This window comes from Candidatus Velamenicoccus archaeovorus (genome assembly GCF_004102945.1).
In the GTDB taxonomy this organism is placed as follows: domain Bacteria; phylum Omnitrophota; class Gorgyraeia; order Velamenicoccales; family Velamenicoccaceae; genus Velamenicoccus; species Velamenicoccus archaeovorus.
In genome coordinates this window covers 514132-539420 of the sequence record NZ_CP019384.1, presented here as the reverse complement: position 1 = coordinate 539420, position 25289 = coordinate 514132, and the positions used below count along the sequence as shown (strand labels likewise).

The following is a 25289-nucleotide window of genomic DNA, read 5'->3' as shown; positions in this document are numbered from 1 at the left end:
CGTCAAGCAGAGATCCGCGATCCCGCCCTCACCTGTCTCAGTTTGGCTTTCAGTCTTAATTTTTCAAACAAATTGGCATAATCAAAGATCAACCTTCCCCGCAAATGATCGATCTCATGCTGGAGGGCACGCGCCAAAAAATCCGCCGCGACGATGACAACCTTCTCGTTCTTTTCATTCAAACCCGCGACCTTGACCTTCTTGGCGCGCTTCACCTTGACGTAAATACCGGGAAGGCTCAAACACCCTTCTTCCATGGCGGCCGAGCCCCATTTTTTTAATATCCTCGGATTGGCCAGGGCCACCGGCCCTTCTCCAACGTCCACGACCACGAGTTGCTTGTTCAAGCCTACCTGAGGCGCCGCCAGCCCTACGCCGCCGGCGCAACGCATCACCTCTTCCATCTGAACAAGAACAGCCTGCTCCTCGGGACCCACCGCAGCCACCGGTCTAGATCTCCGGCGCAAAACCGGATCACCGTAGAAATGTATTCTTAATCTTGTTTGAAGAATCGACATGCACAACCTTCATCTTGAGATTTTTCGCCTCGTTCTCCGGCACCATCGCGTAAGCCAGGACGATGATTTCATCCCCCTCACAGCCGGACCTCGCCGCAGGACCATTCAGGCACATCTCGCCCGACCCTTTCTTGCCGGCAATCACATACGTCTCGATCCGCGAGCCGTTGTTCACATTGAGAACTTCGACCTTTTCACCGGGAAGGATATCCGCGGCCTCCAGAAGGTCCGTATCGATAGCGATGCTGCCTTCGTAATACAGAAGCGCCCCTGTGATCCTGGCCCTGTGAATTTTCGACTTGCACATGATCCTGTACATTTCCGCCTCTCTTCCAGCACCTCTGCCGCAACCGTCATAAGCTAACCACATGAAATGTCTGCTTGGCGATCATCAACTCTTCATTGGTGGGGACCACCAACACCCTGACTTTCTTGTCATCCAGGAAATCAAAAAGTCCTTTGGTGATCCGGTTGCGGACATGCGCTTCGTTCTCACCGATCCCCGCCGTAAATACAATAGCGTCCACCCCGCCCATCGCGGCGATATAGCTGCCGATATACTTTTTGATCCTGTACGTAAAGATATCAAACGCAAGTTTCGCCCTGTGGTGGCCTTCTTTTGCCGCCTCCCAGATCTCCCTCATATCGTTGCTGAGGCCGGAAACCCCCTTAAGGCCGCTTTTATAGTTCAGGACCCGATCGATCTCTTCTAAGCTGATCTTTTCCTTTTCCGCAAGAAAGATGACGGATGCCGGGTCAATATCGCCGCATCGCGTCCCCATGACCAATCCTTCCAGCGGCGTAAAGCCCATGCTCGTATCGATAGACTGGCCATGTTTGACGGCCGCAATGCTGCAGCCATTGCCCAAGTGGCATGTGATGAGCTTCAATTTCCTCAAGGGCCTTTCCAAAATGCGCGCCGCCTCGTGGGCCACGTACTGATGGCTCGTGCCGTGAAACCCAAACTTCCTGAGATTATATTTTTCGTAATATTCGTAAGGCAGGCCGTAAATGTAGGCATGTTCCGGCAGAGACTGATGGAAAGCCGTATCGAAGACGGCGACCTGTTTGACGTTCGGAAGGATCGCCTGGCAGGCTTCGACGCCCGCGTAATTCGCCGGATTATGCAAAGGAGCCAACTCAAAACACTCGCGGATCTTGGCCATGACCTCTGAAGTGATCAACGTCGGTTTTTTAAATGTCACACCGCCGTGAACGATGCGATGACCGATGGCGCAAATCTCGCTCAAATCCTTTATCTTGGCGCCCTGACCTTGAGTGAGGGTATTCAACAGAAGCTGAATGCCCTCCTTATGGTCATGGACATTGGAATCTTTATGACCGATCTTCTCGATCAACCCTTTGGTGACGAGGGCAAAACGCGCACCGCCGCCTCCGTTCTTGGAGGCACGGAACAGACGATATTTGATCGAAGAACTTCCCGAGTTGATGACGAGGATCTTGCAGGATGTCATATGCCCTCGCCTTCAACTTCATACTGGCAGCGGATCGCCGTAACGGCCGTGCAATCCGCAACATCTTCCCAGCTGCAGCCGCGCGACAGATCGCTGCAAGGTTTAACCAATCCCATCAAGAGCGGCCCAAGGGCACGGCCTTTGGACAGGCGCTCGACGAGCTTGTAAGCGATATTGCCCGCCTCCAGGTTCGGGAACAAAAGGATATTGGCGTCCCCCTGGATCGGGCTTCCGGGATTTTTATGTCTGGCAACATCAGGCACGATGGCCGCGTCCACCTGCAGCTCTCCGTCAACCGCAAGGTCGGGCGCCATCTCGTGCAGCATGGCCGTGGCTTCCCGGATCCTCTCGATAAAACGCCCGCTCGCCGACCCTTTGGTGGAATAACTCAGCATCGCCACCTTCGGCGTGATCCCCAGGACCTTGCGTCCCAGGTCTGCCGTCGACAGCGCGATCTGCGCCAACTGCCGCGTCGTCGGATCGGGAATGATGCCGCAATCGGCAAAAAGGAACGTTCCCCCTTCGCCGTAAGGACAATCCGGAACCGTCATGATAAAACAGCTCGAGATCGTCGCGATCCTGCGGTCCACGCCTAGGCAATACAGGCCTGCCTTGGCGACATCTGATGTCGTTGTGTCCGCTCCGGCGACAAAACCGTCCGCCAAGCCTTGACGGACCAGCATCGCTCCGTAAAAAACAGGATTCAAGACCGTCTGCTGGGCCTCTTCCCTGGCGATCCCTTTGTGCTGACGAAGCTGATAATATAATTCCGTGTATTCTTCGATCTTTTTAGGATCGAGCTTCCCCTTCTCCAGCAAAATAACCTTGGCAATACCTTCCTGTTGAATAAACTCCGCCGCTTTCCTGACGCGGGGATCGTGCCCTTCCGGCAAAACAATCGTCTTTGATTGTTTCTTCGCCTTTTCTCTGATCAACGCTATAGCATCCATTAGCCCAACAACTCCTCTATTTTGGCCACAAGTTCCTGCTTGGCGACGGCCCCGACGACCTGCTCGACGACCTTCCCATCCTTGAAAAACATCAATGTCGGGATGGACATGACGCCGTAAGCCGATGCCGTCTTGGACCCTTCGTCCACATTAAGCTTTGCGACCTTAAACCGCCCCTGAAATTCATCCGCTATCTCTTCAACGACCGGCGCGACCCGACGACAAGGCCCGCACCATTCGGCCCAGAAATCGACCAGGCATGGAATCTTGGATTCCAAGACCTCCTTCTTAAAATTCTCATCGCTCAAATGAATTGCTCCCATGGGGCCTCCTTAATTCCGCCTCCGGCGGAATTACCCCTGCCTGCGCAAGTCCATTTCACGAACACCTCTGGTGCTTGTGAGTGAAACGGACAAGCGCTTAGGCAAGGGGTCTTTCTTAATGTCTTCCGCCTCTGACGAGATTAGGCCCTCCGCTTATTTGGTATTGCGGAGGCCTACCCTTTCTGGGTTAACTCCTTCACCCGGCCTTATCGGATGGCCGGTGTGCCGCTTTCTGCGGCAGTGTATCTTGAGAATTTATGACTGCCCGCCTGAGCTCTGCGAAGGCTGGTCGCAGGCATAAATTGTCAAGATGCTTACACGAGGAGTAACGTTAATTCCTTAATTCTTCTTAAATTCCAAACAAATGTTTCACCCCGCAAAGATGAAACCTTACGCCGGGATAAAAAAATATTACATCATATTTGCAACTCATTTGATAAAAACAAGATATATCACTCTCAAGGCGGGTTGACGCGAGGCACGCTCCTCGTCCTTCCGTTCTCAAAAAAATCTTCTATATTATAACAAATATCCCTAAAAAAGAAATAAAAAAAGCGCTTCTTTTGAAGCGCGCCAGAAACCTGGCCTTCCGTCCGCCCGGGCCTTTCTCCGGATAAACACGACTGCCGGTCTTGCGGCCGCTGCCTATTTTTTCTCCAGGCCCGGCGGGACCTTTTTCCAGGGATAGCCGGCGGCCGCCTCTTCAAAACCAAGGTCAAAAAGTTTCCGCATCTCCACGGGGTCAAAAGGCTCTTTAGCCGCCGAAAGATGGTCACCGGGGATATAGGCAAGATTGAAATCGCCTCCGCGTAACCTTGTGAAGGTGTACAATTGATAGATGTCCCCGATGCCCTGGGCGTTGATCAGCGTATCGACGGCACGTTCTGCAATATCGACAAGACTGTCGGGGATTTCCTTCCAGACAGGATCGACATAGCCATTCCTGATGACGTAAATCCTGTATTTCAACCTCGACATATCCAGGCCTTTTTGGCGGACGGCCTGCTCCAGACCGAGGGCGATATCGTGAAGGAAAAAGACCTGCTTGATGACCCCTCCGTCGACATGCATCTCATCGTATGTCTTGTTGCCGGCCTCCACCTGCATGAAAACCGGCGGAAATGCCAGAGGGATCGATGCCGACGCCAGAATGATCTTTCTAAATAAACGCAACGCCCTCTCGTCTCCTACAGAGGCGATCTTCCCCATATCCCAGATAATAAGCCGCTGCGCATCCAGATCGGTCGTCCCGACGTACAGCCTGCGGCCCTGAGCGTAGGCGGCGGCGACTTCCTTCAGGAATCTCTCGTCGAAGTATTTCTCAAGCAAGCGTTCCAGCGGCCGTGAACTCGCAAAAGAATCATGGGACAGACGGACGTGCATGATGTCCTTTGTCGCATAATTCGTGCAAAGCTCCTGGAGCTGGCGGTCGTAGGCGCTGCCTAAAAAGGCAAACGGGGCGATAATGGCCCCGACGCTGATCCCCGTCACGATCTGAAAAACCGGCCTTGACCCTTCTTGCGTCCAGCCGTTCAGGAGGCCGGCGCCGTAAGCGCCGTATGCCGCGCCGCCGGAGATCGCAAGCAACGTATACGTCCGGCCGCCCCTGAAATCAAAAAAAGACGGGCTGTTCTTTTCCGCCTGCTCCAATAGCCCGATAAAATCTTTCGTAAAAGACTCACTCCGGGCGCCGCTGACCGCCCGGATATCCCGCAGACCCGAAACCGTTACGTCCCCTGTCAGGCCCGACGGGACCGCATGCCGCGCCGCGGCGCAACCAGACACGGATAAAATCAAAATGACCAACCAGCAGATTTTTTTCGACATCTTTTGCCTATTTGTTATGGGCTGCAATATGCAACCCCACAAGCCTGGAAATGAAGATTGCGACATACATCTGGCCGGTGATGGCCTCCAGGTTGGAAAGGGACATCGCCATCCTGTTCACCGGGTAAACATCCCCATAACCCACGGTCGTCAACGTCGAAAAGCTGAAATAGAACAAACTGTATTGATGGGCCGGCGAAGGAAAATTAAAAGCGCAGGGGTCGTAAATATACACGGCATAATAAAACACCGTCCACAGGAACCCCAGAAGCAAATAGACGCTGATGCCTCCGGCGATCGTATCGCTGGTCACTTTTGAGACAGCGAACATCTTGGAGATCAGAAGCGCTATGGACATCAATAAGAAAAACGCGTAGATCACGATGGGTATTTCAAGCAGGATCCTGCCTCCTGCCGCGGGAGCATGGAAGAACTCAAACAAAATGCCGATGGCCAATGCCGATACGCCGGTCAAGGCCATAAGGAGAAATTCCGCCCTTTTGACTTCCAGTGCCCTTAAAGAAAAAAGGATGCCGGACAAAAACATCAGCGGAAAGACGAAATGCTGCATCGGGCCACCCGTCCCGAACGGCACGATAAAAAAGAAAACAACAAGCACAGCCAATAAATGGTAGTACTTGTTGCTCACCAATGCCCGCCATAAATAACTTTTCATAAATTTATTTTTTCATCAGCACCATAGCGTCACCTGTAACGCCTTATGGATCAGATTCATTTTACGGACTCCAAAGACACGGCAAGAATGGAAACGCCGTCCTCTATTGTTTTTTTATCTCTTTCTGTTAAGTTCCCGAATATCGCTTTCAGCAAACCCTTCCGGCGCGCTTCCAATCGCACCAAGCAACTCCTTCCTTTATCCGTAAGTACGAGACTTACCTTCCTGCGGTCTGTATCGCTGCGGCGGCGTATGATGAGTTTTTTTCTGATAAGCCGGTCGGCGATGCTTGTGACACATGCCCCGGAAACAAACAAATCCTGTTTTATTTTGTTCATTTTAACCGGCAAGCCGCTACACAACAGAAACAACACCCGGCACTCTGATAAAGGAAGTTTTTGGGACAGTGAATAGCGGTAGGCTTGGACACGGAAATCCCGCATAACCCTCTGCAATAATTCGGAAAGCCTCACATCATAGGGCACCTCAGACATGATACTCTCCCCGCTCAAAAAGCGATACGCTGGCATCGACGACTCCGGCATCGTATAGCGATCCGCGGTTCCGCATGAGTTCTCCGAGGGCATCGTGCATATTTAGGGCCGGCCTATACGCCTGCAAAGAAGTCATCGCATCAATCACATCGGCAACGGCAACAATCCTTGCAACAGGATGGATGTCCCGGGCGCACAGCCCGAAAGGATACCCTGAACCATCCATCCTCTCGTGATGCTGAAGGGCAACCTCCGCAACAATAGACTCCGGCTTCGTGTCTTTCAAAAGACAAAATCCCAGTTCGGGATGTTTCCTGATAATCGCGATCTCATGGTCGCTGAGACAACCAGGTTTATTGACAATTTCTTGCGGGACATTGATCTTCCCGATATCATGAACAACGGCGGCACAATGAATATGCCTGATCCCTTCGTCGCAATACCCCATCTTTTTGGCCATGGCGCAGGCAATCCCGGCAACGCGCCGGCCGTGGGCAAAAACAGACCCGTTCTTATCTATAAACCTTGTCAACAAAAACAGAATATCCAGTTCTTTCATTGTTTGGACGTACGGACGTGGCCTATCGCAAGATCAATGTTTGACAAATCTTTTTTCGAAACGGACCAGATACCAGAAGACAACGGGAACAAGAATAAAAGTGAACACGATCGAAGCAAGCATGCCGCCGGTCATGACGCCGCCCATGGCCCTCTTGGCTTCCATGACCGACCAGAGCTGCGGCAAGACACCCAGGATGATCGCGATGGATGTCATCATGATCGCCCGGAATTTCTCGGTAGCCCCGATCCACAGCGCTTCCTTGACCGGCACGCCCTCCCTCATCTTGATCAGGGTATAATCCAGCATCAATATCGCGTTATTGACCACCATACCCACGAGCATAACGATGCCCATCATCGATGCGATATTGATGGATAGACCCAGGAAAAACAAACCCAGGATGATCCCGATCAACGAGGTCGCGACCGTCGTCATGATGGCCAAAGGATAGGCGATCAACGAATTCATAAGAGCGCAAAGCAGCATGAACGTCAGGATGACCCCGAGCACAAACGCCTTGCCAAGTTCACGGGTCGCTTCGTCCATGTGTTCAGCATTCCCCACATAACGATAACCATAGCCTTCATGGAATTGCATGGCCTTGAACCGCTTGTCGAGGACGCCGCTGACCACGCCCATCGAGCTTTTGCCCAGGAAACCGTCCAGGTGGATAACCCTCACCCTGTCGCGATGACGGATCATAGGAACGGTCTTGTCGATCACGAGCGTGCCGAGCTCATCCAAAGGGATAAGCCCTTTACGCGAAAGCACGGATATGACCTTGATGTCATCGGCCTCCTGCGCGTAGGCGTCGTTCAACTCAATATTGATCTTGTATTCTTCGCCCTTTTCCTTATACGTATTCGTATCTTCTCCATATACCGACGACCGGAAGCTTGTCCCTACGGTTGCGGCCGTGAGCCCATACTCTGCGATTTTTTCCTGCAGGGGCTTGAGACGGACTTCATCGCCGGGGAATTTGTAAGACAAAATAACGCTCTTGAAATAGCCGCTCTGCTCCATCAAGCCCTTCATCTGCTGGGAAAGCCCGATCATCGTATCGTAATCAATACCATAGAGGTCTATGGCCACATCTCCGGTGCCGGATTCGGCAGACATACCCCGGTCATAACTCACCTCGACATCGGGGATCGCAGCGATGAATTTGGTAAGCTCATCCATGATCTCCGTGTCCGCTCTCTTCCTGTCTTTTAAAGACACAAGATCCAGCGTGATCTTGGCGTTCTCGACCCCATTCTCTCCGATGTTGGTCAGATACGATTTCTTCTCCGGGATCTTTTCAATATACCCCTCTACCAGCCTGCAGGCTTCCAGGGTGCGTTCAATCGTAGAGCCTTGCGGCAAAACCATATTGATGACGAACTGGTCCTCATCGGACTTCGGCGAAAAATCGCTCTCGAGATACGGCACCAGCATCAATGACCCAAAAAACAGCAGGACAACGGAAATAATGGTCGCCTTGGGATATCGAAAGATGAGATCAAAGATATGTCTATATTCCTTTTTCAAGAATTCCATGCCGGCATCAATGCCTTGACGTATCCAATGCAATGGAGCGAATAATGCCTCCAAGATAACATTTGGTTTTCCGGTGCCCCTTTTCTCGCCTTTTTTGGGCTGCAGGAGCGCGGCGCACAGCATAGGGGTCAGAGCAAAAGAAGCCAGCAATGAAAATAATGTGGCGTAGACAACCGTTAAGCCGAAAGACTTCATGAACACGCCAACGATCCCGCTCATCAGGGACAACGGCATAAAAACGACGAGATTGGTGCCGGTAGCCGCGATAATAGGGACAAAAACTTCCTGGGTCCCCTCGATAGCGGCCTTCTCAGGGTCATCAGAACGTTCAAGATGCACCAATACGTTCTCAATGATGACGATGGCATTCGAGATCAATGTCCCGAGCACCGAAGCGATGGCCAACAAGGTCAGCATGTTGATCGAAAACTTCGACATCCACATAGGAAACAGGGTCGAGATAATGGAAGTGGGGATAATGATGCAGGCGATAAAAGCAATATCCCACCTGCCTATAAAAAAATAAAGGATGGCGGCTGTCAGCAAAAGACCAATAAAAATATTCCAAATCGTCGCATGGGTCTCATCGACGATAAACGTCGTCGTGTCCGTCGCTACATCAAGGTTGACACCGCGAGGCAGGATCGCCCTGAACGCATCCAGTCTGCGCCGCAGATCCCGGGCGATGGATACCGCGTTGCCGTCGGAAGATTTATTGATGGAAAGGCCTACGACTTCTCTGCCGTTATACCGCGCCATGGAATCAATCTTCTTATAGCTGTCTTCTATCGTCGCGATATCTTTCAGGAGGCAGCTGGATCCGTCGGAAGAAACCAGCTTCATCCGTGCTATCTCATCGATGCTCTCGAATTCCCCGGTAAACCTGGCCCCGAGCGAATTAAAACCCTTCTCCAAGGCGCCGGCAGGGATATTCATATTCTTCAAGAGCATCGCATTGACCACCTCGCCGATACTGATGTAATGCTGTTTCATCAGCATGGGGTCGAGCCAGACGTTGACCTGCCTCTTCTTGCCGCCATAGACATCGACCTTGGCGACCCCCGCAATAGAAGAAATCTTGGTCTTCAGGGTCTTGTCGGCGTATTCATAGAGATCCCGGCCGTCCAGCGTATCACTGGAAAGCACCAATTCCATAACCGGTACGATCAAGGGATCGTATTTCTCGATGATGGGTTTTTCGATTGAATCGGGCAGGTCGTTCAAGATCGCATCCACCTTGTCCTTGACCTCGATGGACTTGACATTGACGTCTGCCTCGATCAAGAACTCAATAGAAATAAAAGCCAGACTTTCATAGGCCTGGCTTTTGATCTTCTTGATCTCGGAGATCTCGGCAACCACGTCTTCGATCTTTTTGACAACCAGAGTTTCGACCTCTAAGGGGGTTGCGCCCGGATACGTCACCGAAACCGTCACAATAGGAAAGTCCATCTTCGGCGTCTTCTCGATAGGCAGGTTGGCATAACTGTATACACCGAGGACCACAAACACCAGAACGAACATGATGGTGGTGATCCGATGTCTGACAAAATAAGCGATCATTGTTTTATAGCCCCATTCCTGTCCTGCGCGCGGGACCGGCCTGCCGGCCCACGATCTTCACCTTATCGTTCTGGCTTAACGAATCCTGACCCCTGAGCACGACCAAATCGCCGGACCCGATGCCTTCGGCGATAAGGGTCCCATAGCCGTTACGGGAACCGATCTTGACATGGATCTTCCTGGCCTTGCCGTCCTCGACCTTCCACAAAAAAGAACCATCTTTAGAAATATCAACGATATCATTGGGCACGACCAATGCGGCTTTCAAAGTTTGTGTTTGCGCAAAAAGCACCAGCCTGGAGCCGGACGCGCCTGAAAAATTGCTAAAACCCACCGTGACCGGGAACATCCCCGTCTCCATATCAAGCTCCTGACCGATCTCTGAGATCGCGCCGCAAGGGATCCCGCTATTGGCGTTCGGGTAGACCGCCTGGCCTTGTGCAAGCTTGTCCTTGATGTCTCCCGTGACAAAACCTCTGGCCGAACCATCCTGGCCGATGATGACGGTGAATTTCGTATACACAGGAACATCAACCGCCATCATTTCTTTGACAAGGACCGGCCTGCCGTATCGCTCCCACTCGGAAACAAAGCTGACGATCTGACGGCCGCGGTCAAGCTGCACAAGGACGATCCTGATAAACACGGCGATGACGCCAAACAAAAGCATGGCCGCGTATACCTTTGCCCTGGGATTAAGATTTTTTAACGACGGACATTTCATTGGCTTTCTCCGCGATCAACTTTTCTATCCTGGCCAGCGTCACATTGATGTTGAACAACGTCATTTCTTTATTCAGCCTCTGGTTGGTCAACAGAAGCTCGGCGTCGTTCAGGTCGGTCAGAGTTACCTGGCCAGACGCGAACATCTCCTGCGTCTGCTTGAACGACTCTTGCGCCAGGTCCACCGCTTCGATATTGGCCTTGAGATTGTCCTTATACTGTTCATATTCCAAAAAGGCTTTCTTGAGTTCCAGCATGTAGTTCCTCCACACCTGCTGTTTTCTCAAGACCGCGATATCCTTGGTGGCCCTCGATTGGCTCAACTGTGCCTGCTTGAGCCCGCCTTCCCAGATCGGGATATCGATCTTAAAGCCCACGAGGGAATAATTATCCAGGTCGCCGCCGGACGGGAATGAATGTTCGTTGCCGCCCCCGGCATAACCCCATGAGGAAAAGGCGGATACGGTCGGGAATAGGGCGGCGAATTTGCTCTTGACCTTTGCATCGGCCGATTCAATGGTCTTATCCAAGCTCTTGAGATACGGTTCTCTTTCAGCCATGACGAAAACGAGCGCCTCGTAATCGTAAGATTCATATTTATCCTTAAAATCCCCAAGCAAGGAAATACTGCATTCATGACTCACATCAATAAGCCTCTTCAAAGTCTCTACGGCCGCGTCGAACTCTGTCCTGGCCTCGTTGACCGCAGGAACGCGCGAAGCCACATCCGTATTCATCCTAAGGATCTCATACCTGGAGCTGCGGCCGCCATAGGAACGCTGGCCCAACAGATCCTTGTTCTCGAGGGCATTCGCGTACGACTTCTCGGTGATGGACAAGGTATTCTTGGCCAAAAGACAGCTGTAATAGCTCAACTTGGCGGTATAGACGATCTCCTCTCTGGTGGCATCCCTGTTGAATCTGGTCGCCTCCACCGCTTTTTTGGCGGCGTTCACCGCATACAGGACCCTGCCGAATGACCAGAGGACCTGCGAAGCGTTGATAGTGTTTTCGGACTCGTAATCGGCTATCTCGGCGGCCGCGCTGTCCGGATAAGACAGGTTACGCGTCCATTGCGACTTGGCGGTAAAATGCGGCAGCATCTCTGCGCGCTCCTCCCGGTAGGCCCCCTCGCTTTTATCAACCTCTTTATCCTTGATCTTCAATTCTTCGCTGGTATCCAGGGCCCTTCCGATGGCCTCGTCAAGACCTATCTCTAAAACAACGGGGCACTCCGCGGCATAACCAACCGCCATGGCCATATTTAAGGTAAGAGCCGCGATAATGACCCGACTGGCTGCAAAGATCAAACGTCTTCTCATCTTCTCCTCGCCGCTCTCTTTATCCCCAAACCCTTCCAGAGAAACCGCAATTGACGCCTGAAATGATAAACAATATCCTTATTGGCGGCGAATTTAGCCGCCAATAACGTACCGCTCAAAATTGTCATTAACGATACCTGCAAATCGTCGATTTTAATGTCTTTGGAGAGCTCGCCATGACGGACGGCCTCTTTGAGGCACTCGCTGAAGAAATCGTCCGGCAGCATCAGTTTTATATCCTCTATACCTTCGCAATCCGGCAGAAAAGTCTGCCTTTCAAGGTTGGATATGGACAGATTCTTGGGCCTCTGCTGCTGGATGATCATCAGGGCTATCAACTGATAAATGATATTGTCATAACGCAATAATTCCTTTCCCAGGTTTTCAAGAACGGCATCGATCAAGGCCACATACGCGCCTTCCGGCACGTCTTTACGGGCCTTCCAGATAACCTGAAGAAACTCCAGGTGCATATAATAGTTGATGATGTCGATCTTTTCCGGAAAATAGTTGAAGAAGGTGCCTTCGGAAACATCGACATCCTCGCAGATCTGGCGGACGGAGATATCGTCGAAACGCGTCTTCTCCAGGCGCTTGATGAAAGCATTCATGATGGCGATCTTCGTTTTGGCATGCTTTCGTTCGCGCAATGAATATTCCTTATGGACCATGCCGGCCTCCTTCAATATTTGAAGCATACATCAAAAATATAGCATACTATAATTATTTCGTCAAGGTTTTTCTGTGAGGGTGATGGACGCACAATGCAGCGTCGTAGCGGAAGATAGTTTGAAATTATCAGGCGTGGGAAATTACTCTAGCGGGGCCTTGCACGAAAAAAACCTAAAAAGAAAAATCGGGGCTGGAAGTTAATGCTGCTGAGGCGTGCCGGCTGTCTCTTGATAGACCAACAGCGCCGACGGAAACGGACTCAGGACGCGCGACAGGACTCCCTGCAGATACGCGATGGCGACGCCGTAATTGGTCAAGGCGACCCCCTGCTCTCTGGCCCTCTCGATCCGGGCCAGCATCTCGCGCCTCGTGAACATGCAGGCCCCGCAATGGATCACAAGACGGAAACCTTTCAGGTTTTCAGGAAAATCCTTGCCGGCGCAGACCTCGACAGGGACATCGAACCCTTTGAATTGAGACAACCACCGCGGGATCTTGACGCGGCCGATATCATCCTGGATCGCATGGTGAGAACAGGCCTCCGCAATCAGGATCTTGTCACCCTCTTGGATCTGATCGAGAACCCCGGCGCCCCTGACCGCCTCGTCCAGATCGCCCTTGCTGCGCGAGAACAGGATGGAAAAAGTCGTGCATGGGATTTCCGGAGGCGTCTCTTCAACCATCCTGGCCACCACCTGGGAATCGCAGACGACCAAAGACGGCGGCGTCCTCAAATTTTTGAGGCATGACGCATATTCGCTTTCCCTGACGACGACAACGCCTCTGCCGCCATCGAGCACATCGCGGATCGCCTGGACTTGGGGAAGGATCAGACGCCCCTTCGGCGCCTCCTTGTCGATAGGGACGATGAACACGCAAAGCTTGTCTTGCGCCAGGAGGTCACCGACCAGCGCCGGCGGATGAAGAAATTCTTCGGGGCATATCTCGATCAGCTGCGCTTTGAAGGAATGGACAAAAGGATCCCGCCCCTGACGGTCGAGACAACTGCAGGACAAAACGCGGGAAGAACGCCGGCGCAACGACTCCATAAAATCAGCCGAAGGAACGCGGGTATCGGCCTTGTTGACGACGATGACGACGGGGATCCGGCGTTTCCGGGCCTCTGCCAAAACCTCATCTTCATATCCTCCCCACGCCTCGGGTTCCGTCAACAGCACCAATACGTCGCACCGGTCGAAAACCTTTTTGGTGCGTTCGATCCTCAAGGCGCCGAGCTCGGAAGCATCGTCGAGCCCGGCCGTATCGAGGAAAACGACAGGGCCGAGCGGCAGCAATTCCATGGGTTTTTCAACCACGTCGGTCGTCGTGCCGGGGATGTGCGACGTGATCGCGACATCCTGGCCGACGACATAATTCAAAAAGCTCGACTTGCCGACATTGGTCCTGCCGAACAACCCGATGTGCAGCCTAAGGGATTTGGGTGTCTTTTGCATAGTCTCAATGCTGAAAATTCCGTGCAGGCACTTATCAGAGGGGGATGGCGACGGTCTTGGTTTTGACGCCGGGGCAGGCCTTGAGCGCCTTCTCCAGGGCCCGGGTTTCGCCCGGAGCCCCGACAACCTCAAGCAGAATCAATCCTTCATCCGAGCACTTGTCCAACACACCGTCATGGATGCCCAAGCGGGTCTTGATGATACAGCCGTAGTCCGTCAAGGCCTTCTGGACCCTGGCCGCAGCGGTACGCCGCCGGTGCATATGGATGACGACGATCGACTTCTTCATCCCGCTAGACCTCTCAAACGCACAGACACATCACGATACACAATACAACCCTGAACCCCGAAGAGACGCTTCAGGCAGGTCTAACGGGATTCATAACATCCTACTTTTTTATATTCTCTTCGACGGCCTTGAGCAACGTATCCGGTTTGATCGGCTTTTCCAGCACCGTCTTGACGGGCAACCAGTCGGAATCCGGCTCAAAACCGAACGGCAGATTCATCTCTTTACGGATGCCTGTGATCATGATGACGGGGATGTCCTTCGTCGCCTCGTCGCCCTTCAGGTTCCGGGCGATATCAAAACCTTCGCTCTTATGCGTCATCATGACATCGAGCAAGATCAGGCTCGGGGCTTCCTTCTTGGCTTTCTTGAACCCCTCTTCGCCGTTCGGCGCCGAAATCACATCATAGTTCTTCGCCGTCAAAAGCGTACTCATGGCGTCAACGTAATCCGCATCGTCATCGATAATCAGGATTTTATTCGACATGTCTCCATCTCCTCTCCTATAGTCAACCCATATTCCCCGGCCTCAGCCTCGGCCTCGGCCAGGGCCGAGGCTTGTTTCTGGTTACTCTAAGCGGCCACAACACTCTTGCGCCCTAAAGGGCGGAGCTTTAGGCCGCGCAGAGTGAACATCCCGCTCAATGTCCCTATTATATCACACCTTTATTTTTAATGAATCCCCCCGGCTGTAATTCACACAACGGCCGATGGCAGAGGCCATTGTTTCCATGCAGGGAACACACGCCCCCGAGGTTTCCGTCAGGCAGCGCTTATGCGGATAGATCTCATAGGCCTGCCTGTAGGGCTGAGGCGTAAAATTCGGCATGAGAACGTTGGCGCCGGACTTCAGGGCCGCGAGGCGATGATCTTCCTCGAGGCTTCCCACCGCCGTCGTGGCCGGCATGTGCGCGTTGTTGACCACGATCCTCGTGACCGCAAGCACCTTGAGCACGGCCTGGATGTCTCCGTCGCCCTCCAATCCCAGAGGCGTGTCTGGATGCGCGATAAATGGACCGATGCCGATCATGTCGAAATCACAACGCTTGAAAAACAGAATATCCTGCGTCAGGTCTTCGGCTGTCTGTCCGGGAAGCCCCACGATACTGCCGGACCCTGTCTGGTAGCCCAGCTCCCGCAGGACGCGCAAACACTCAAGCCGCCTGTCAAAATCCATATCCGGATGGAGACGCCGGTACAACGACGGATTCGTCGTCTCGATCTTCAACAAATAGCGGTCGGCGCCGGCGCCGCGCCACAGGGCATACACCTCCTGCGGCTTTTCTCCGACAGAAAGCGTCACGGCCATCTGTGTGCCGGACTTGATGGCCCGGATGACATCCGCAAGCCAGAAAGGATCGAGCGTATCGTCCTCTCCCGACTGCAAAACCACCGTCTTGATCCCGGAAGACGCAGCCTCCAGGACCGACGCCAGGATTTCCGCCGTGTTCATGCGGTAGCGTTTCAGCTGCCGATGGGCCTTGCGCAACCCGCAATAAGCGCAATCCCTGGAACACCTGCTGGAAAACTCCACGATCGCGCGTAACAAGATCCCGTCGCCCATACGGGCGCGGCGGATATCATCGGCCCGCCTGTACAACGCCTGCGTCTGTGCGCCGGAAGCATTCAGCAACGCCAGGATATCGGCCATATCCGGCGCATCGCTTCCGGCAACCCTGTCGAGCAGGCTTTCAAATTTAGACATACGCGTCGCGGATCCCCCTTTGGATGTCGTCGAAAAAAACGCTCAATTGCCGCCGGGTGTCTTCATCGAGAAGCGTCCTGGCCTCTTCGATCAATCTGTATCCTCTCTCCTTGACGCCCGGAGAAGCAAAATCATCCAGATATTCCTTAAGCGTGATCAAGGCATTCATTTGGCATTTACCTTTGATCGCCCCGGGTTTGGCCAGGCCCATGAATGTCGCGCCCGTGCGTTCCTTGCGATAACAGGCTGCACAGAAACTCGGGCACAATCCTTTCTCAAGCAGAGACCCGATCACCTGGTCCAGATTCCTTGAATCGTTCGGGAAAAACTGGCCGTCGTCTGCGCCGTCATCCTGGGTATAACCTCCCGGCGATGTCCGGGAGCCGGCGCTGACCTGCGAGACACCGACGGCGAAAAGCTCGTCGCGGAATGCCGGCACCTCCCTTGTCGTCAGGATGATCCCCGTATAGGGAACGGCCAGCCTGAGGACGGCGACCGTTTTCTTGAATTCCTCATCCGACAGTTTATAGGCTGTCTGGGACATGAAATCGATGCCGTGCGCCGGCTCGATGCGCGGCACGGAGATCGTATGGGGCCCGACACCGAATGCCTCTTCCAGGTGACGGATGTGCCCCAGAAGACCCAGAGTCTCAAAACGATAATCGTAGAGACCGAAAAGCGGGCCGATGCCCACATCGTCGATGCCGGCGCGGAAGGCACGGTCTATCGCATCCAGACGGTTATCGGGGTCGCTCTTGGGGCCATAGGGATGGAGACGACGATACGTGGCATCGTGATACGTCTCCTGAAAAAGTTGATACGTCCCGATACCCGCTCTTTTAAGCTTGCAGAAATCATCGACGCTCAAGGGGGCGCAGTTGATATTGACCCTGCGGATCTGATGCGCTCCGATACGGACACGATACACCGCCTCGATCGCCTCAACGTAATCCTCCACGACGGGACGACGGGAGCCCCTGGATTCACCGGCGACAAGAAGAATGCGCTTGTGGCCGCAGCCGAGGAGCCAGGAGACTTCCCGCGAGACCTCGCCGGGCGTCAGGGCTTTCCTTTTAACGCTCTTGTTGTCCGCCTTGAAGCCGCAGTAAAGGCAGCCGTTCATGCAAAAATTGCTCGTGTAGAGCGGCGCAAACAGAACGATACGGCTGCCGTAAATCTCGTTTTTCACCCAGGCGGCGGTTTCAAGGATCTTTTTCAAAATCGCGGGGTCTGAAACCGACAGAAGCACAGCGGTCTCTTTCAACGTCAACCCTTTGAGGGTGCGGCTTTTGGCCAGGACCGCCTCGACGTCTGCCGCGGACGCCTTTTGGGCATCGCCCAAGACATCCCATATTTTTTGTTCATCAATATGTTTCACGCTTTTCTGTCCCCTACCCTCTGTTCTCCGCACTCTGTAATCTGTTATCTTTTGCTATTTCTTATAAAAACTCTGGATGATTTCAACGGTCTTTTTCGGCGTCAGGGCTCCATAGACCTTGTCATCGATCATCATGACAGGCGCCAGGCCGCACGTCCCCAGACACCGCGTTTCGGTCAGCGTAAACATCCCGTCCTGCGTCGTCTCGCCGATGTCTATCTTGAGCTCCTTTTTGACTGTTTCCAAAACCTGTGCGGCGCCTTTGACGTAGCACGCCGTCCCCAGGCAAACGGAGATCGAATGCTTCCCCTTCGGCTTGAGGTTGAAATAGTGATAGAAGGTCGCCACACCCCATATGTGGGCCGTCGGGATGTTCATGGTCAAGGCAATATCGTCCATCACCGCCTGGTCAAGGTGGCCGTAGAGTTCCTGCGCGCGATGAAGGATAGCGATCAACTGCGATTCCGGATGGTCGCCGCTCTTGGCCTTCTCCATGAATTCTTTTAATGCCGTCTTCTTGTCTTCTGCTGCGATCATGGGTTTATCTCTCCTCAATGGTCCGTCTTATCTGACTTTTAATTCCTGCGGGATGATGCCTCTGGGCTCCTTGACCTTGTAATGCGTATGCAGAAGCTGATGGGACTTGGCACTCAAGGGCCGTCCCAGGAAATCTTTATACAACCTCTGCACATCGGGGTTCTCATGGCTGCGGCGGATCGTCTTGCGACGGTCGATACCATAGAGCGCTTCCGCCCTCTTTTTGAGACACTCCTCATCCAGGGGCATCGAATTGATGCCGGCATAGGGCTGTCCGCCGCCGCCGATGCAGCCGCCTGGACATCCCATGATCTCGACGAAATGGAAACGATCAGGGTCTTTGCGCACCATATCCAGGACGGTCGCGGCATTGCCCAGGCCGTGGGCCACAGCGACACGGATCTCCTTGCCGTCAATCGTCACCTTGCCTTCCTTGATGCCGGCCAACCCCCTGAGGGATTCAAGCTCGATGTCCATGAGCGTCTCTCCCGTATACAACTCATAGGCCGTGCGGATGGCCGCCTCCATGACGCCGCCGGTGGCGCCGAAGATGGCGCCGGCGCCCGACGACAAACCGAGAGGCTCGTCAAAATCCTCTCCCTTGATATGCAAGAGATCTATTCCTGCGGATTTAAACATCCAGGCGATCTCGCGGGTCGTCACCACCATATCAATGGCCGGCAAACCGTTCACCATCAGCTCCGGCCGCGAGGCCTCATATTTTTTGGCCGTGCAGCACATGACCGCAACACTCAAAATCTCCTTGGGGTCTTTTTTGATCTTGTCGGCAAAATAGGTGCGCACGAGCGCGCCCATCATGGACATCGGCGACTTACAGGTCGAGACGTTTTCCAGAAGATCGGGATGGAACTGCTCCACGCACTTCATCCAGGCGCTGGAACACGACGTGATCATGGGCAGCTTCCCTTTGCCCTGGAACCTCTCTAAAAATTCGCTCGCCTCTTCCATGATCGTCAGGTCGGCGGAGAATTGCGTATCAAAAACATAATCGAACCCCAATCTTCTTAAAGCTGCGGCAATTTCGCGTTCCATGGCGCGCCCCGGCTCCAGCCCGAAGGCCTCGCCGATGGCGGCCCTGACAGACGGAGCGACCTGCGCCACCTTGATAATACTCGGATCGTTCAGCTTGGCAAAAAGATCCTGCGTGTAGACCTTCTCGACAAAAGCCGCCGTCGGACAAACGTTGATGCACTGGCCGCAGGTCGTGCAGACGCTGTCGCGGAACGGCATGTTATATGCCGGCATGACGACCGTCTGGAAACCCCGGTGCGCGTGGCCAAGGGCCGTCACCTTCTGGACTTCCGAGCAGATACGCACGCAACGGCCGCAGAGGATACACTTGTTCGGGTCTCTGATCACGGAGGTCGATGTCAGGTCTTTTTCGTATTTCTTGCGCTCGCCTTCGAAATGCCTCTTGCGGATCCCCATGGAGGCGGCCAGCCGCTGGAGCTCGCAGTTGGAATCGCGTTCACAGGTGTGGCAATCCTGGGGATGATTGTCCAGGATGAGTTCGACGATATCGCGCCGAGCGCGGCGGATCTCCTGGGTGTTGGTGCGGATCTTCATGCCGTCCATCACGGGATAGGCGCAAGACGCCACATATGTCCTGACACCCTCAACCTCCACAATACAGACGCGGCAGGCGCCTTCGATCGAGAGCTTCGGATGATAACAGAGCCGCGGGATATGGAAACCCAGCTGGTCTGCCGCCTGCATGATGGTCAACCCCTCCTGTGTTTGGTATGTCTTACCGTCAATGGTGATCGTTATGGTCTTGCTTTCCATCGCATCTACCCTTTCTTGATCGCGCTGAATTTGCATGTGTCGAAACACAAACCGCACTTGACGCATTTGCCTTGATCGATGAAATGCCGGCTCTTGGGGTTCCCGGTGATTGCGCCGACAGGACAGACCTTCCTGCAGGCCGTGCAACCGACGCATTTATCGGTAATCTCATAGCCGGTCAAGGCCGTGCACGCACCGGCGCGGCATTTTTTCTGCTTGATATGCTCCTCGTATTCGCTGCGGAAATTCTTGATCGTGCTCAAGACCGGATTAGGGGCCGACTGCCCCAACCCGCACAGGGACGCCTTCTTGATCAGGTTCCCCAGACGCTCCAGCCTCTCGATATCGCCCTCCTGGCCCTTGCCTTCCGTGATGCGGGTCAGGATCTCAAGCATACGCTTGGTCCCCTCGCGGCACGGCGTGCATTTGCCGCAAGATTCGTTCTGCGTGAATTCCAGAAAAAACCGCGCGATGTTCACCATGCATGAATCTTCGTCCATAACGATCATACCGCCGGACCCCATGATGGAACCGGCCGCAGCGAGCGATTCATAGTCAATCTTCGTATCCAGGTAATCCTCGGAGAGACAGCCGCCCGAAGGCCCGCCTGTCTGGAGCGCCTTGAATTTCTTGTTGTTCGGAATACCTCCGCCGATATCGTAAATGATGGACCTTAGTGTCACGCCCATGGGCACCTCGATCAAACCCGTGTTCTTGATCTTCCCGGCAAGCGCAAAGACCTTCGTCCCCTTGCTCTTCTCTGTCCCGATCGAGCTGAACCATTCCGCGCCGTCCAGGATGATGACGGGGATGTTCGCCCACGTCTCGACGTTGTTGATCAAGGTCGGCTTGTCAAAAAGCCCCTGGACCGACGGATAAGGCGGACGGGGCCTCGGCATGCCGCGGTGTCCCTCGATCGAATGGATCAGCGCCGTCTCCTCCCCGCAGACAAAGGCTCCGGCGCCAAGGCGTATCTCGATATCAAAAGAAAAATCGGAACCGAGGATGTTCTTGCCCAGAAAACATTCCCTGCGGGCGTCGGCGATGGCCTTTTCCAGCCGTTTGATCGCCAAGGGGTATTCCGCGCGGATATACACAAAACCTTTGCTGGCACCGACGGCATAAGCCCCGATGATCATGCCTTCCAGGACGGTATGCGGGTCTCCTTCGATCGTGCTCCTGTCCATGAAAGCGCCGGGGTCCCCTTCGTCGGCATTGCAGATAAGGAATTTTTCATCCGTCTTCTGCCTGGCCGCCAACTCCCATTTGATCCCCGTAGGGAAACCGGCGCCGCCACGGCCTCTGAGGCCGGACGTCTTCACCTGAGCGATAACATCTGCGGGCTTCATATCGGTCAAAACCTTGGCCAGGGCCTCATAGCCGCGCACGGATAAATAATCATCTATATTCTCCGGGTCGATGATGCCGCAATTACGCAGCACAATGCGCATCTGTTTGCCGAAAAAATTTATGTCGCCGAAAACACGGAAAAACCTGTTATAGAGATGATCCTCGTCGATGGCGAGACGCGCCACGGGTTTTTTCTTCAGGATATGGCTCGAGACGATCTCCGGTATATCGTCCGCCGTCACGTTACCGTAGACGGTATACTGAGGATTGATCGCCATGACAGGCCCCTGGGCACACATCCCCAGGCACCCCGAAAGGTTGACGCTCACCCTGCCGGTAAGCTCGTGCCTGGTCAGCTCCGTCTCGATCGCCGCTTCCAGTTCCTTGGACCTTTTATGGATGCATGTCGGCCCGTCGCATAATGTAATCACGTATCGTCTTGGCATCTCTTCGTCCCTTCCTGCTGATTGTTGTCACCAAGTCACCATGTCACCAATCACCCGTTAAATTTCCAATAACCAATGACCAATCAAAAAACAAATAACCAAGGAACAAATTGGATATTTGAGAATTGGGATTTCATGGGTAATTGGACATTGGTAATTTTCTTGTATCCCAGTGTCTTTTCAATGAATAATCCACTCCTTGATCACTTCGCCTTTTTTCAAATGCTGGTCGATGATCTGGCGCGCCATTTCTCTGGTTACCTTGCCGTATTTGACAGGGATCTTACCTTCCTCCACAACTTCGACGGTCGGCTCCAGGTTACAACGACCGGCGCAGCCCTTCTGACTCAGATACACGTCGGTCAATCCTTCATTCTTGATGGCATTCTCAAAGACCGCCATTACATCTTTGGATCCCGCCGCGATCTCGCATGTCGCCATGCCGACATAGACGCGTTTCGTCGACAAATATCCCTTGCCGAGGATGCGGTTGATCGCCTCGGCCCTTTTCTTTTTGATCATATCCAGTGGCGTTGTCACGCTAAACCCTCCTTAATTCCGCCTCTGGCGGAATTAACTCCACGTGTATCTTGAGAATTTATGGCTGCCCGCCTGAGCTCTGCGAAGGCTGGTCGCAGACATAAATTGTCAAGATGCTTACACGGGGAGTCACGTTACTTTCCTTTAATCTTCCGCCTCTGGCGGAATTAGACCCTCCGTTATGTGGAATGCGGAGGTCTACCCTTTCTGGGTTAACTCCTTGCGTATCTTGGAAATATCTGGATGCACCTGGCCCTATCGGAAAGACCAGTATTCCGCTTCCTGCGGAACCCGCCTGAGCTCTGCGAGGACTGGTCGCAGACAGATATTGACAAGATGTTTACGCGAGGAGTCAATATATGTTTGTCTCTATCAAGGTATTTTTCTGCACCTGGCCCTATCGGCCGAACCTTGGGAAAATTTACAAGCCCCCGCCACCACTGCATCGGCGGGCGTCCCTGCCTACCGGCAGGCAGGCGCCGAAGAACCAGTGGCGGACGTTTGAGCAAGAGATGAATACTTATGCCCTTATTTGATCTCAAACACAAACGCATTCCCTTTCGGCCTGGCCTCTACCCATATCCAACCGCCATGTTTTTCGATAATCTCCTTACTGACAAACAATCCCAGACCTGTCCCCTGGACGTTACGCGTCTCCTCGGATTTCAACCGCGAGAACCTGCGGAAAAGTTTATCTATCTCGTCCTGCGCAAGGGGTTTGCCGTCATTATAGACCTCAACATGCGCTGTGCCATTGCGGATCTCGGCGCTCACGCGCAAGATACCGCCCCGCTGGCCGTACTTGACGGCGTTTCCGATCAGATTGTTGACGACGATCTGCAAAAGATCCACGTCCGCCATCACTTTCAAACCTGCGGCGGTATCGTTGACCACCTGCATCTCTTTGTCCGTCGCCTGCCGGCCGAACGCCTCCAGGGAAGGATCAACGATGTTTTCCTTTAACAAGACTTCGGATTTGCTGACGGCGAGCTCGCCTTTCTCCAAACGGCTTAAATTCAGGAAATTTTTGACGGTCGCCTCCAGATAATCGAGATTGCGCGCAATCGAATCCAGGGCCTTGCGCTGCTTGAAGTTCACCATCCCCAAAAACCCGTCCCGGACCGTGTAGGCATTCATGATCGTCGACGAAAGGATACCCTTGAGCTCATGCGACACAAAGCCGACGAGATCCAGATAGCTCTTGTTCAGTGCCTCCAGTTCTTTATTAAGCGCCTCGAGCCTCTTTTCGCGCTCATCGATCTTTGCCGCCATGTCGTTGAAGGCCTCGGCCAGGACATCGATCTCGCGCACGCGGCTGTTGAACATCCCGATCCTGTGGGAAAGGTCCCCTTTAGAAAACCGGCCTGCGGCCTCCAGGAGCCTGGTGAGAGGCCGCGCCATGCCCTGGGCCAAAACGAGACCCAGAATGACGGCTAATAAAGACGCGAGAACCACGATGCCAAAAAATACCAGAAAAACATTGCGGCGCATGTCCACAAAAGGCTTCTCCAAGATGCCGACATAAAGGATGCCGATCACCTTGCCTTCGATATTACGGATAGGCTCATAAGCCGTGAGATACCAATCGGTAACAACAAAGGCGCGGTCTAAAAATGTTCGGCCTTCCTCGACCACCTTTTTATAGACGGTAGCGGAAACCCTAGTGCCGATAGCTCGCTCGCCGTTCTTATCCAGGACATTTGTCGCGATCCTGACATCATCCAAAAAGATCGTCACCGTCCCCGTCGGCCGGCCTTCATACATCTGGTTTTCGAAAACAAAACTGCGGATCTTATCCACCAGCTCGGCATCCCTGTTGATGATCTTGCCGCCATACATGACGGCCCGCACGTGGCCGGCATTATCAAAGAGCGGCTTGGCATACCCGACAGCCATGGCGCTGTCAAGGATGTGTATTTCCGTCGGCCGCGCCTTGGCGGTAGGCTTGATCTCGATAACGGACTTCTCATACAAAGACCGTCCCATCTCTTTAAGCTCTTCGGGACCGATAATGCGTGTCGCAGCCAGCGCCTTGCCTTCAAACGCCGCCCGGACAACCTCGCTCTTGATGGCCGGCAGGTCGTTCTTGTCGACGACCGAAATATAATCCAGGCCGATCTGGCCTTTGAGTCTTTCGAGGTCGTTAGACGGCCCCACGAGATTGAACGCCAGGCGGATCCTGTCAATCTCCGTATTGTAAGCCCATCGGGCAACCTTCAAGTCGTTTTTGATCTGCCTTTGCGCACGCTGGATGACATTTCTGTTGATAATGTAATAACCCAAAATAGCGACCGACACCACCAAAATAGAAATGACGGCAAAAAAAGACAGGATGATATTGGTTTTAAGATTTCTGCTCTTCATGGATCTCGGCGATGGATTTTTCCAGCCCGTTAATGATGAAATAGATGACAGTCTCCAGTTCCAAAACCAGGTTCACATTGTTGATGACACAGTCGCTGGCCGCCCTCAAGCGTATCGGCGCAAAATTCAGGACCCCCTTGATTCCGGCCGCAAGCATCAGGTCCAAGACCTGTTGGGCCGCGATATCCGGCACGGCGATCACGCCGATCTTGATATGGTTCTGACGCACAAAATCCCTGAGCTGCTCCAAAGGCAAAACAGGGATATCCCCTTCCTTGTGGTTGTATTTCGCGGGGTCGATGTCAAAACAGGCGGCGATCTTGACGCCCTCCTTCTCAAAACCCTTATACTTCATCAGCGCCGCCCCGATATTTCCCCCTCCGACAATCACCACTTTCTGCTGTTCGTTCTTGCCGAGGATATGGTTGAGCTTGCCCAGCAGGGCCTCGATCTGGTATCCGCCGCGCTTATTGCCGCAGATGCCGAAAAGGGAAAAATCCTTGCGCACCTGGGAAGCGGTCACGCCTACCGCATCCGCCAGGTTGTCGGAAAACACCTTCACAAACCCCAGGCTGTTCAGCCTGTGGAGGGCGTTTTTATACCTTAAAAGACGGATAATGCATTTCTTGTTTACCACAAGTATCCTCGATGGTTGCGTTCTTCGGATGCCTGAACAAGAACCTTTGCGCAGGGGGCCTTATGAAAAGAAAATAATATTGTTCAAAAAATCACAATAACTAATATAAATATAACATACCTTTAAGCCATGTCAAGGC

24 protein-coding genes are annotated in these 25289 nt (G+C 53.4%); all 24 read right to left on the bottom strand.

The window, feature by feature from the left end; genetic code table 11:
* Positions 1–2: 2 nt before the first annotated feature.
* Complete coding sequence (gene def / locus BU251_RS02070; RefSeq protein ID WP_228767832.1) at positions 3–446, bottom strand: peptide deformylase; 444 nt, start codon at positions 444–446, stop codon at positions 3–5.
* Between the two features lie 28 nt (positions 447–474).
* Positions 475–837, bottom strand: a complete 363-nt coding sequence (panD, locus tag BU251_RS02065; protein ID WP_128699245.1) for an aspartate 1-decarboxylase — start codon at positions 835–837, stop codon at positions 475–477.
* Positions 838–871: 34 nt separating this feature from the next.
* On the bottom strand, positions 872–1993 hold the full coding sequence (locus BU251_RS02060) for an acetate/propionate family kinase (RefSeq protein WP_128699244.1): 1122 nt from the start codon (positions 1991–1993) through the stop codon (positions 872–874).
* Positions 1990–2943: a phosphate acyltransferase gene (locus tag BU251_RS02055; protein ID WP_128699243.1), complete on the bottom strand. Its 954-nt coding sequence runs from the start codon at positions 2941–2943 to the stop codon at positions 1990–1992. The genes BU251_RS02060 and BU251_RS02055 overlap by 4 nt, the downstream gene beginning before the upstream one ends.
* Positions 2943–3266, bottom strand: coding sequence for a thioredoxin (gene trxA, locus BU251_RS02050; RefSeq protein WP_128699242.1), 324 nt, complete (start codon positions 3264–3266; stop codon positions 2943–2945). Before trxA ends, BU251_RS02055 begins: the two co-directional genes overlap by 1 nt.
* A gap of 645 nt (positions 3267–3911) precedes the next feature.
* Positions 3912–5093 (bottom strand): patatin-like phospholipase family protein, encoded by a 1182-nt coding sequence (locus tag BU251_RS02045; RefSeq protein WP_164908818.1) that lies wholly within the window; start codon positions 5091–5093, stop codon positions 3912–3914.
* Positions 5094–5100: 7 nt separating this feature from the next.
* Positions 5101–5769, bottom strand: coding sequence for a potassium channel family protein (locus BU251_RS02040; RefSeq protein ID WP_128699240.1), 669 nt, complete (start codon positions 5767–5769; stop codon positions 5101–5103).
* Between the two features lie 56 nt (positions 5770–5825).
* A complete protein-coding gene (locus BU251_RS02035) occupies positions 5826–6254 on the bottom strand; it encodes a MarR family winged helix-turn-helix transcriptional regulator (RefSeq protein WP_164908817.1) in 429 nt (142 codons plus the stop codon).
* A 1-nt stretch (position 6255) separates the two neighbouring features.
* Positions 6256–6822, bottom strand: a complete 567-nt coding sequence (locus BU251_RS02030) for an HD-GYP domain-containing protein (protein ID WP_128699238.1) — start codon at positions 6820–6822, stop codon at positions 6256–6258.
* A gap of 33 nt (positions 6823–6855) precedes the next feature.
* Positions 6856–9927, bottom strand: a complete 3072-nt coding sequence (locus BU251_RS02025) for an efflux RND transporter permease subunit (protein ID WP_128699237.1) — start codon at positions 9925–9927, stop codon at positions 6856–6858.
* Positions 9928–9931: 4 nt separating this feature from the next.
* Positions 9932–10651, bottom strand: coding sequence for a permuted SH3 domain-containing protein (locus tag BU251_RS02020; RefSeq protein ID WP_128699236.1), 720 nt, complete (start codon positions 10649–10651; stop codon positions 9932–9934).
* Positions 10623–11972 carry a TolC family protein gene (locus tag BU251_RS02015; protein WP_128699235.1) on the bottom strand — a complete coding sequence of 450 codons (1350 nt, stop codon included), beginning with the start codon at positions 11970–11972 and terminating at the stop codon, positions 10623–10625. Before BU251_RS02015 ends, BU251_RS02020 begins: the two co-directional genes overlap by 29 nt.
* The gene (locus tag BU251_RS02010; RefSeq protein WP_128699234.1) at positions 11969–12643 is read right to left on the bottom strand and encodes a TetR/AcrR family transcriptional regulator; all 675 of its coding nucleotides are present in this window, start codon (positions 12641–12643) and stop codon (positions 11969–11971) included. The genes BU251_RS02015 and BU251_RS02010 overlap by 4 nt, the downstream gene beginning before the upstream one ends.
* Positions 12644–12841: 198 nt before the next feature.
* Positions 12842–14098, bottom strand: a complete 1257-nt coding sequence (hydF, locus tag BU251_RS02005) for a [FeFe] hydrogenase H-cluster maturation GTPase HydF (RefSeq protein ID WP_128699233.1) — start codon at positions 14096–14098, stop codon at positions 12842–12844.
* A gap of 34 nt (positions 14099–14132) precedes the next feature.
* The gene (locus tag BU251_RS02000) at positions 14133–14387 is read right to left on the bottom strand and encodes a CPF_0552 family protein (protein WP_128699232.1); all 255 of its coding nucleotides are present in this window, start codon (positions 14385–14387) and stop codon (positions 14133–14135) included.
* Between the two features lie 100 nt (positions 14388–14487).
* Positions 14488–14874, bottom strand: coding sequence for a response regulator (locus tag BU251_RS01995; protein WP_128699231.1), 387 nt, complete (start codon positions 14872–14874; stop codon positions 14488–14490).
* Positions 14875–15045: 171 nt separating this feature from the next.
* The gene (hydE, locus tag BU251_RS01990) at positions 15046–16092 is read right to left on the bottom strand and encodes a [FeFe] hydrogenase H-cluster radical SAM maturase HydE (protein WP_128699230.1); all 1047 of its coding nucleotides are present in this window, start codon (positions 16090–16092) and stop codon (positions 15046–15048) included.
* Positions 16085–17470 (bottom strand): [FeFe] hydrogenase H-cluster radical SAM maturase HydG, encoded by a 1386-nt coding sequence (gene hydG / locus BU251_RS01985; protein ID WP_164908816.1) that lies wholly within the window; start codon positions 17468–17470, stop codon positions 16085–16087. Before hydG ends, hydE begins: the two co-directional genes overlap by 8 nt.
* 54 nt (positions 17471–17524) lie before the next feature.
* Positions 17525–18007, bottom strand: a complete 483-nt coding sequence (nuoE, locus tag BU251_RS01980; RefSeq protein ID WP_128699228.1) for an NADH-quinone oxidoreductase subunit NuoE — start codon at positions 18005–18007, stop codon at positions 17525–17527.
* A gap of 27 nt (positions 18008–18034) precedes the next feature.
* The gene (locus BU251_RS01975) at positions 18035–19813 is read right to left on the bottom strand and encodes an NADH-dependent [FeFe] hydrogenase, group A6 (protein ID WP_128699227.1); all 1779 of its coding nucleotides are present in this window, start codon (positions 19811–19813) and stop codon (positions 18035–18037) included.
* A gap of 5 nt (positions 19814–19818) precedes the next feature.
* Positions 19819–21609: an NADH-quinone oxidoreductase subunit NuoF gene (nuoF, locus tag BU251_RS01970; RefSeq protein WP_128699226.1), complete on the bottom strand. Its 1791-nt coding sequence runs from the start codon at positions 21607–21609 to the stop codon at positions 19819–19821.
* A gap of 180 nt (positions 21610–21789) precedes the next feature.
* A complete protein-coding gene (locus BU251_RS01965) occupies positions 21790–22149 on the bottom strand; it encodes a (2Fe-2S) ferredoxin domain-containing protein (protein WP_128699225.1) in 360 nt (119 codons plus the stop codon).
* A 528-nt stretch (positions 22150–22677) separates the two neighbouring features.
* Positions 22678–24513: a cache domain-containing protein gene (locus BU251_RS01960; protein WP_128699224.1), complete on the bottom strand. Its 1836-nt coding sequence runs from the start codon at positions 24511–24513 to the stop codon at positions 22678–22680.
* On the bottom strand, positions 24494–25150 hold the full coding sequence (locus tag BU251_RS01955; RefSeq protein ID WP_128699223.1) for a redox-sensing transcriptional repressor Rex: 657 nt from the start codon (positions 25148–25150) through the stop codon (positions 24494–24496). The genes BU251_RS01960 and BU251_RS01955 overlap by 20 nt, the downstream gene beginning before the upstream one ends.
* Positions 25151–25289 lie beyond the last annotated feature (139 nt).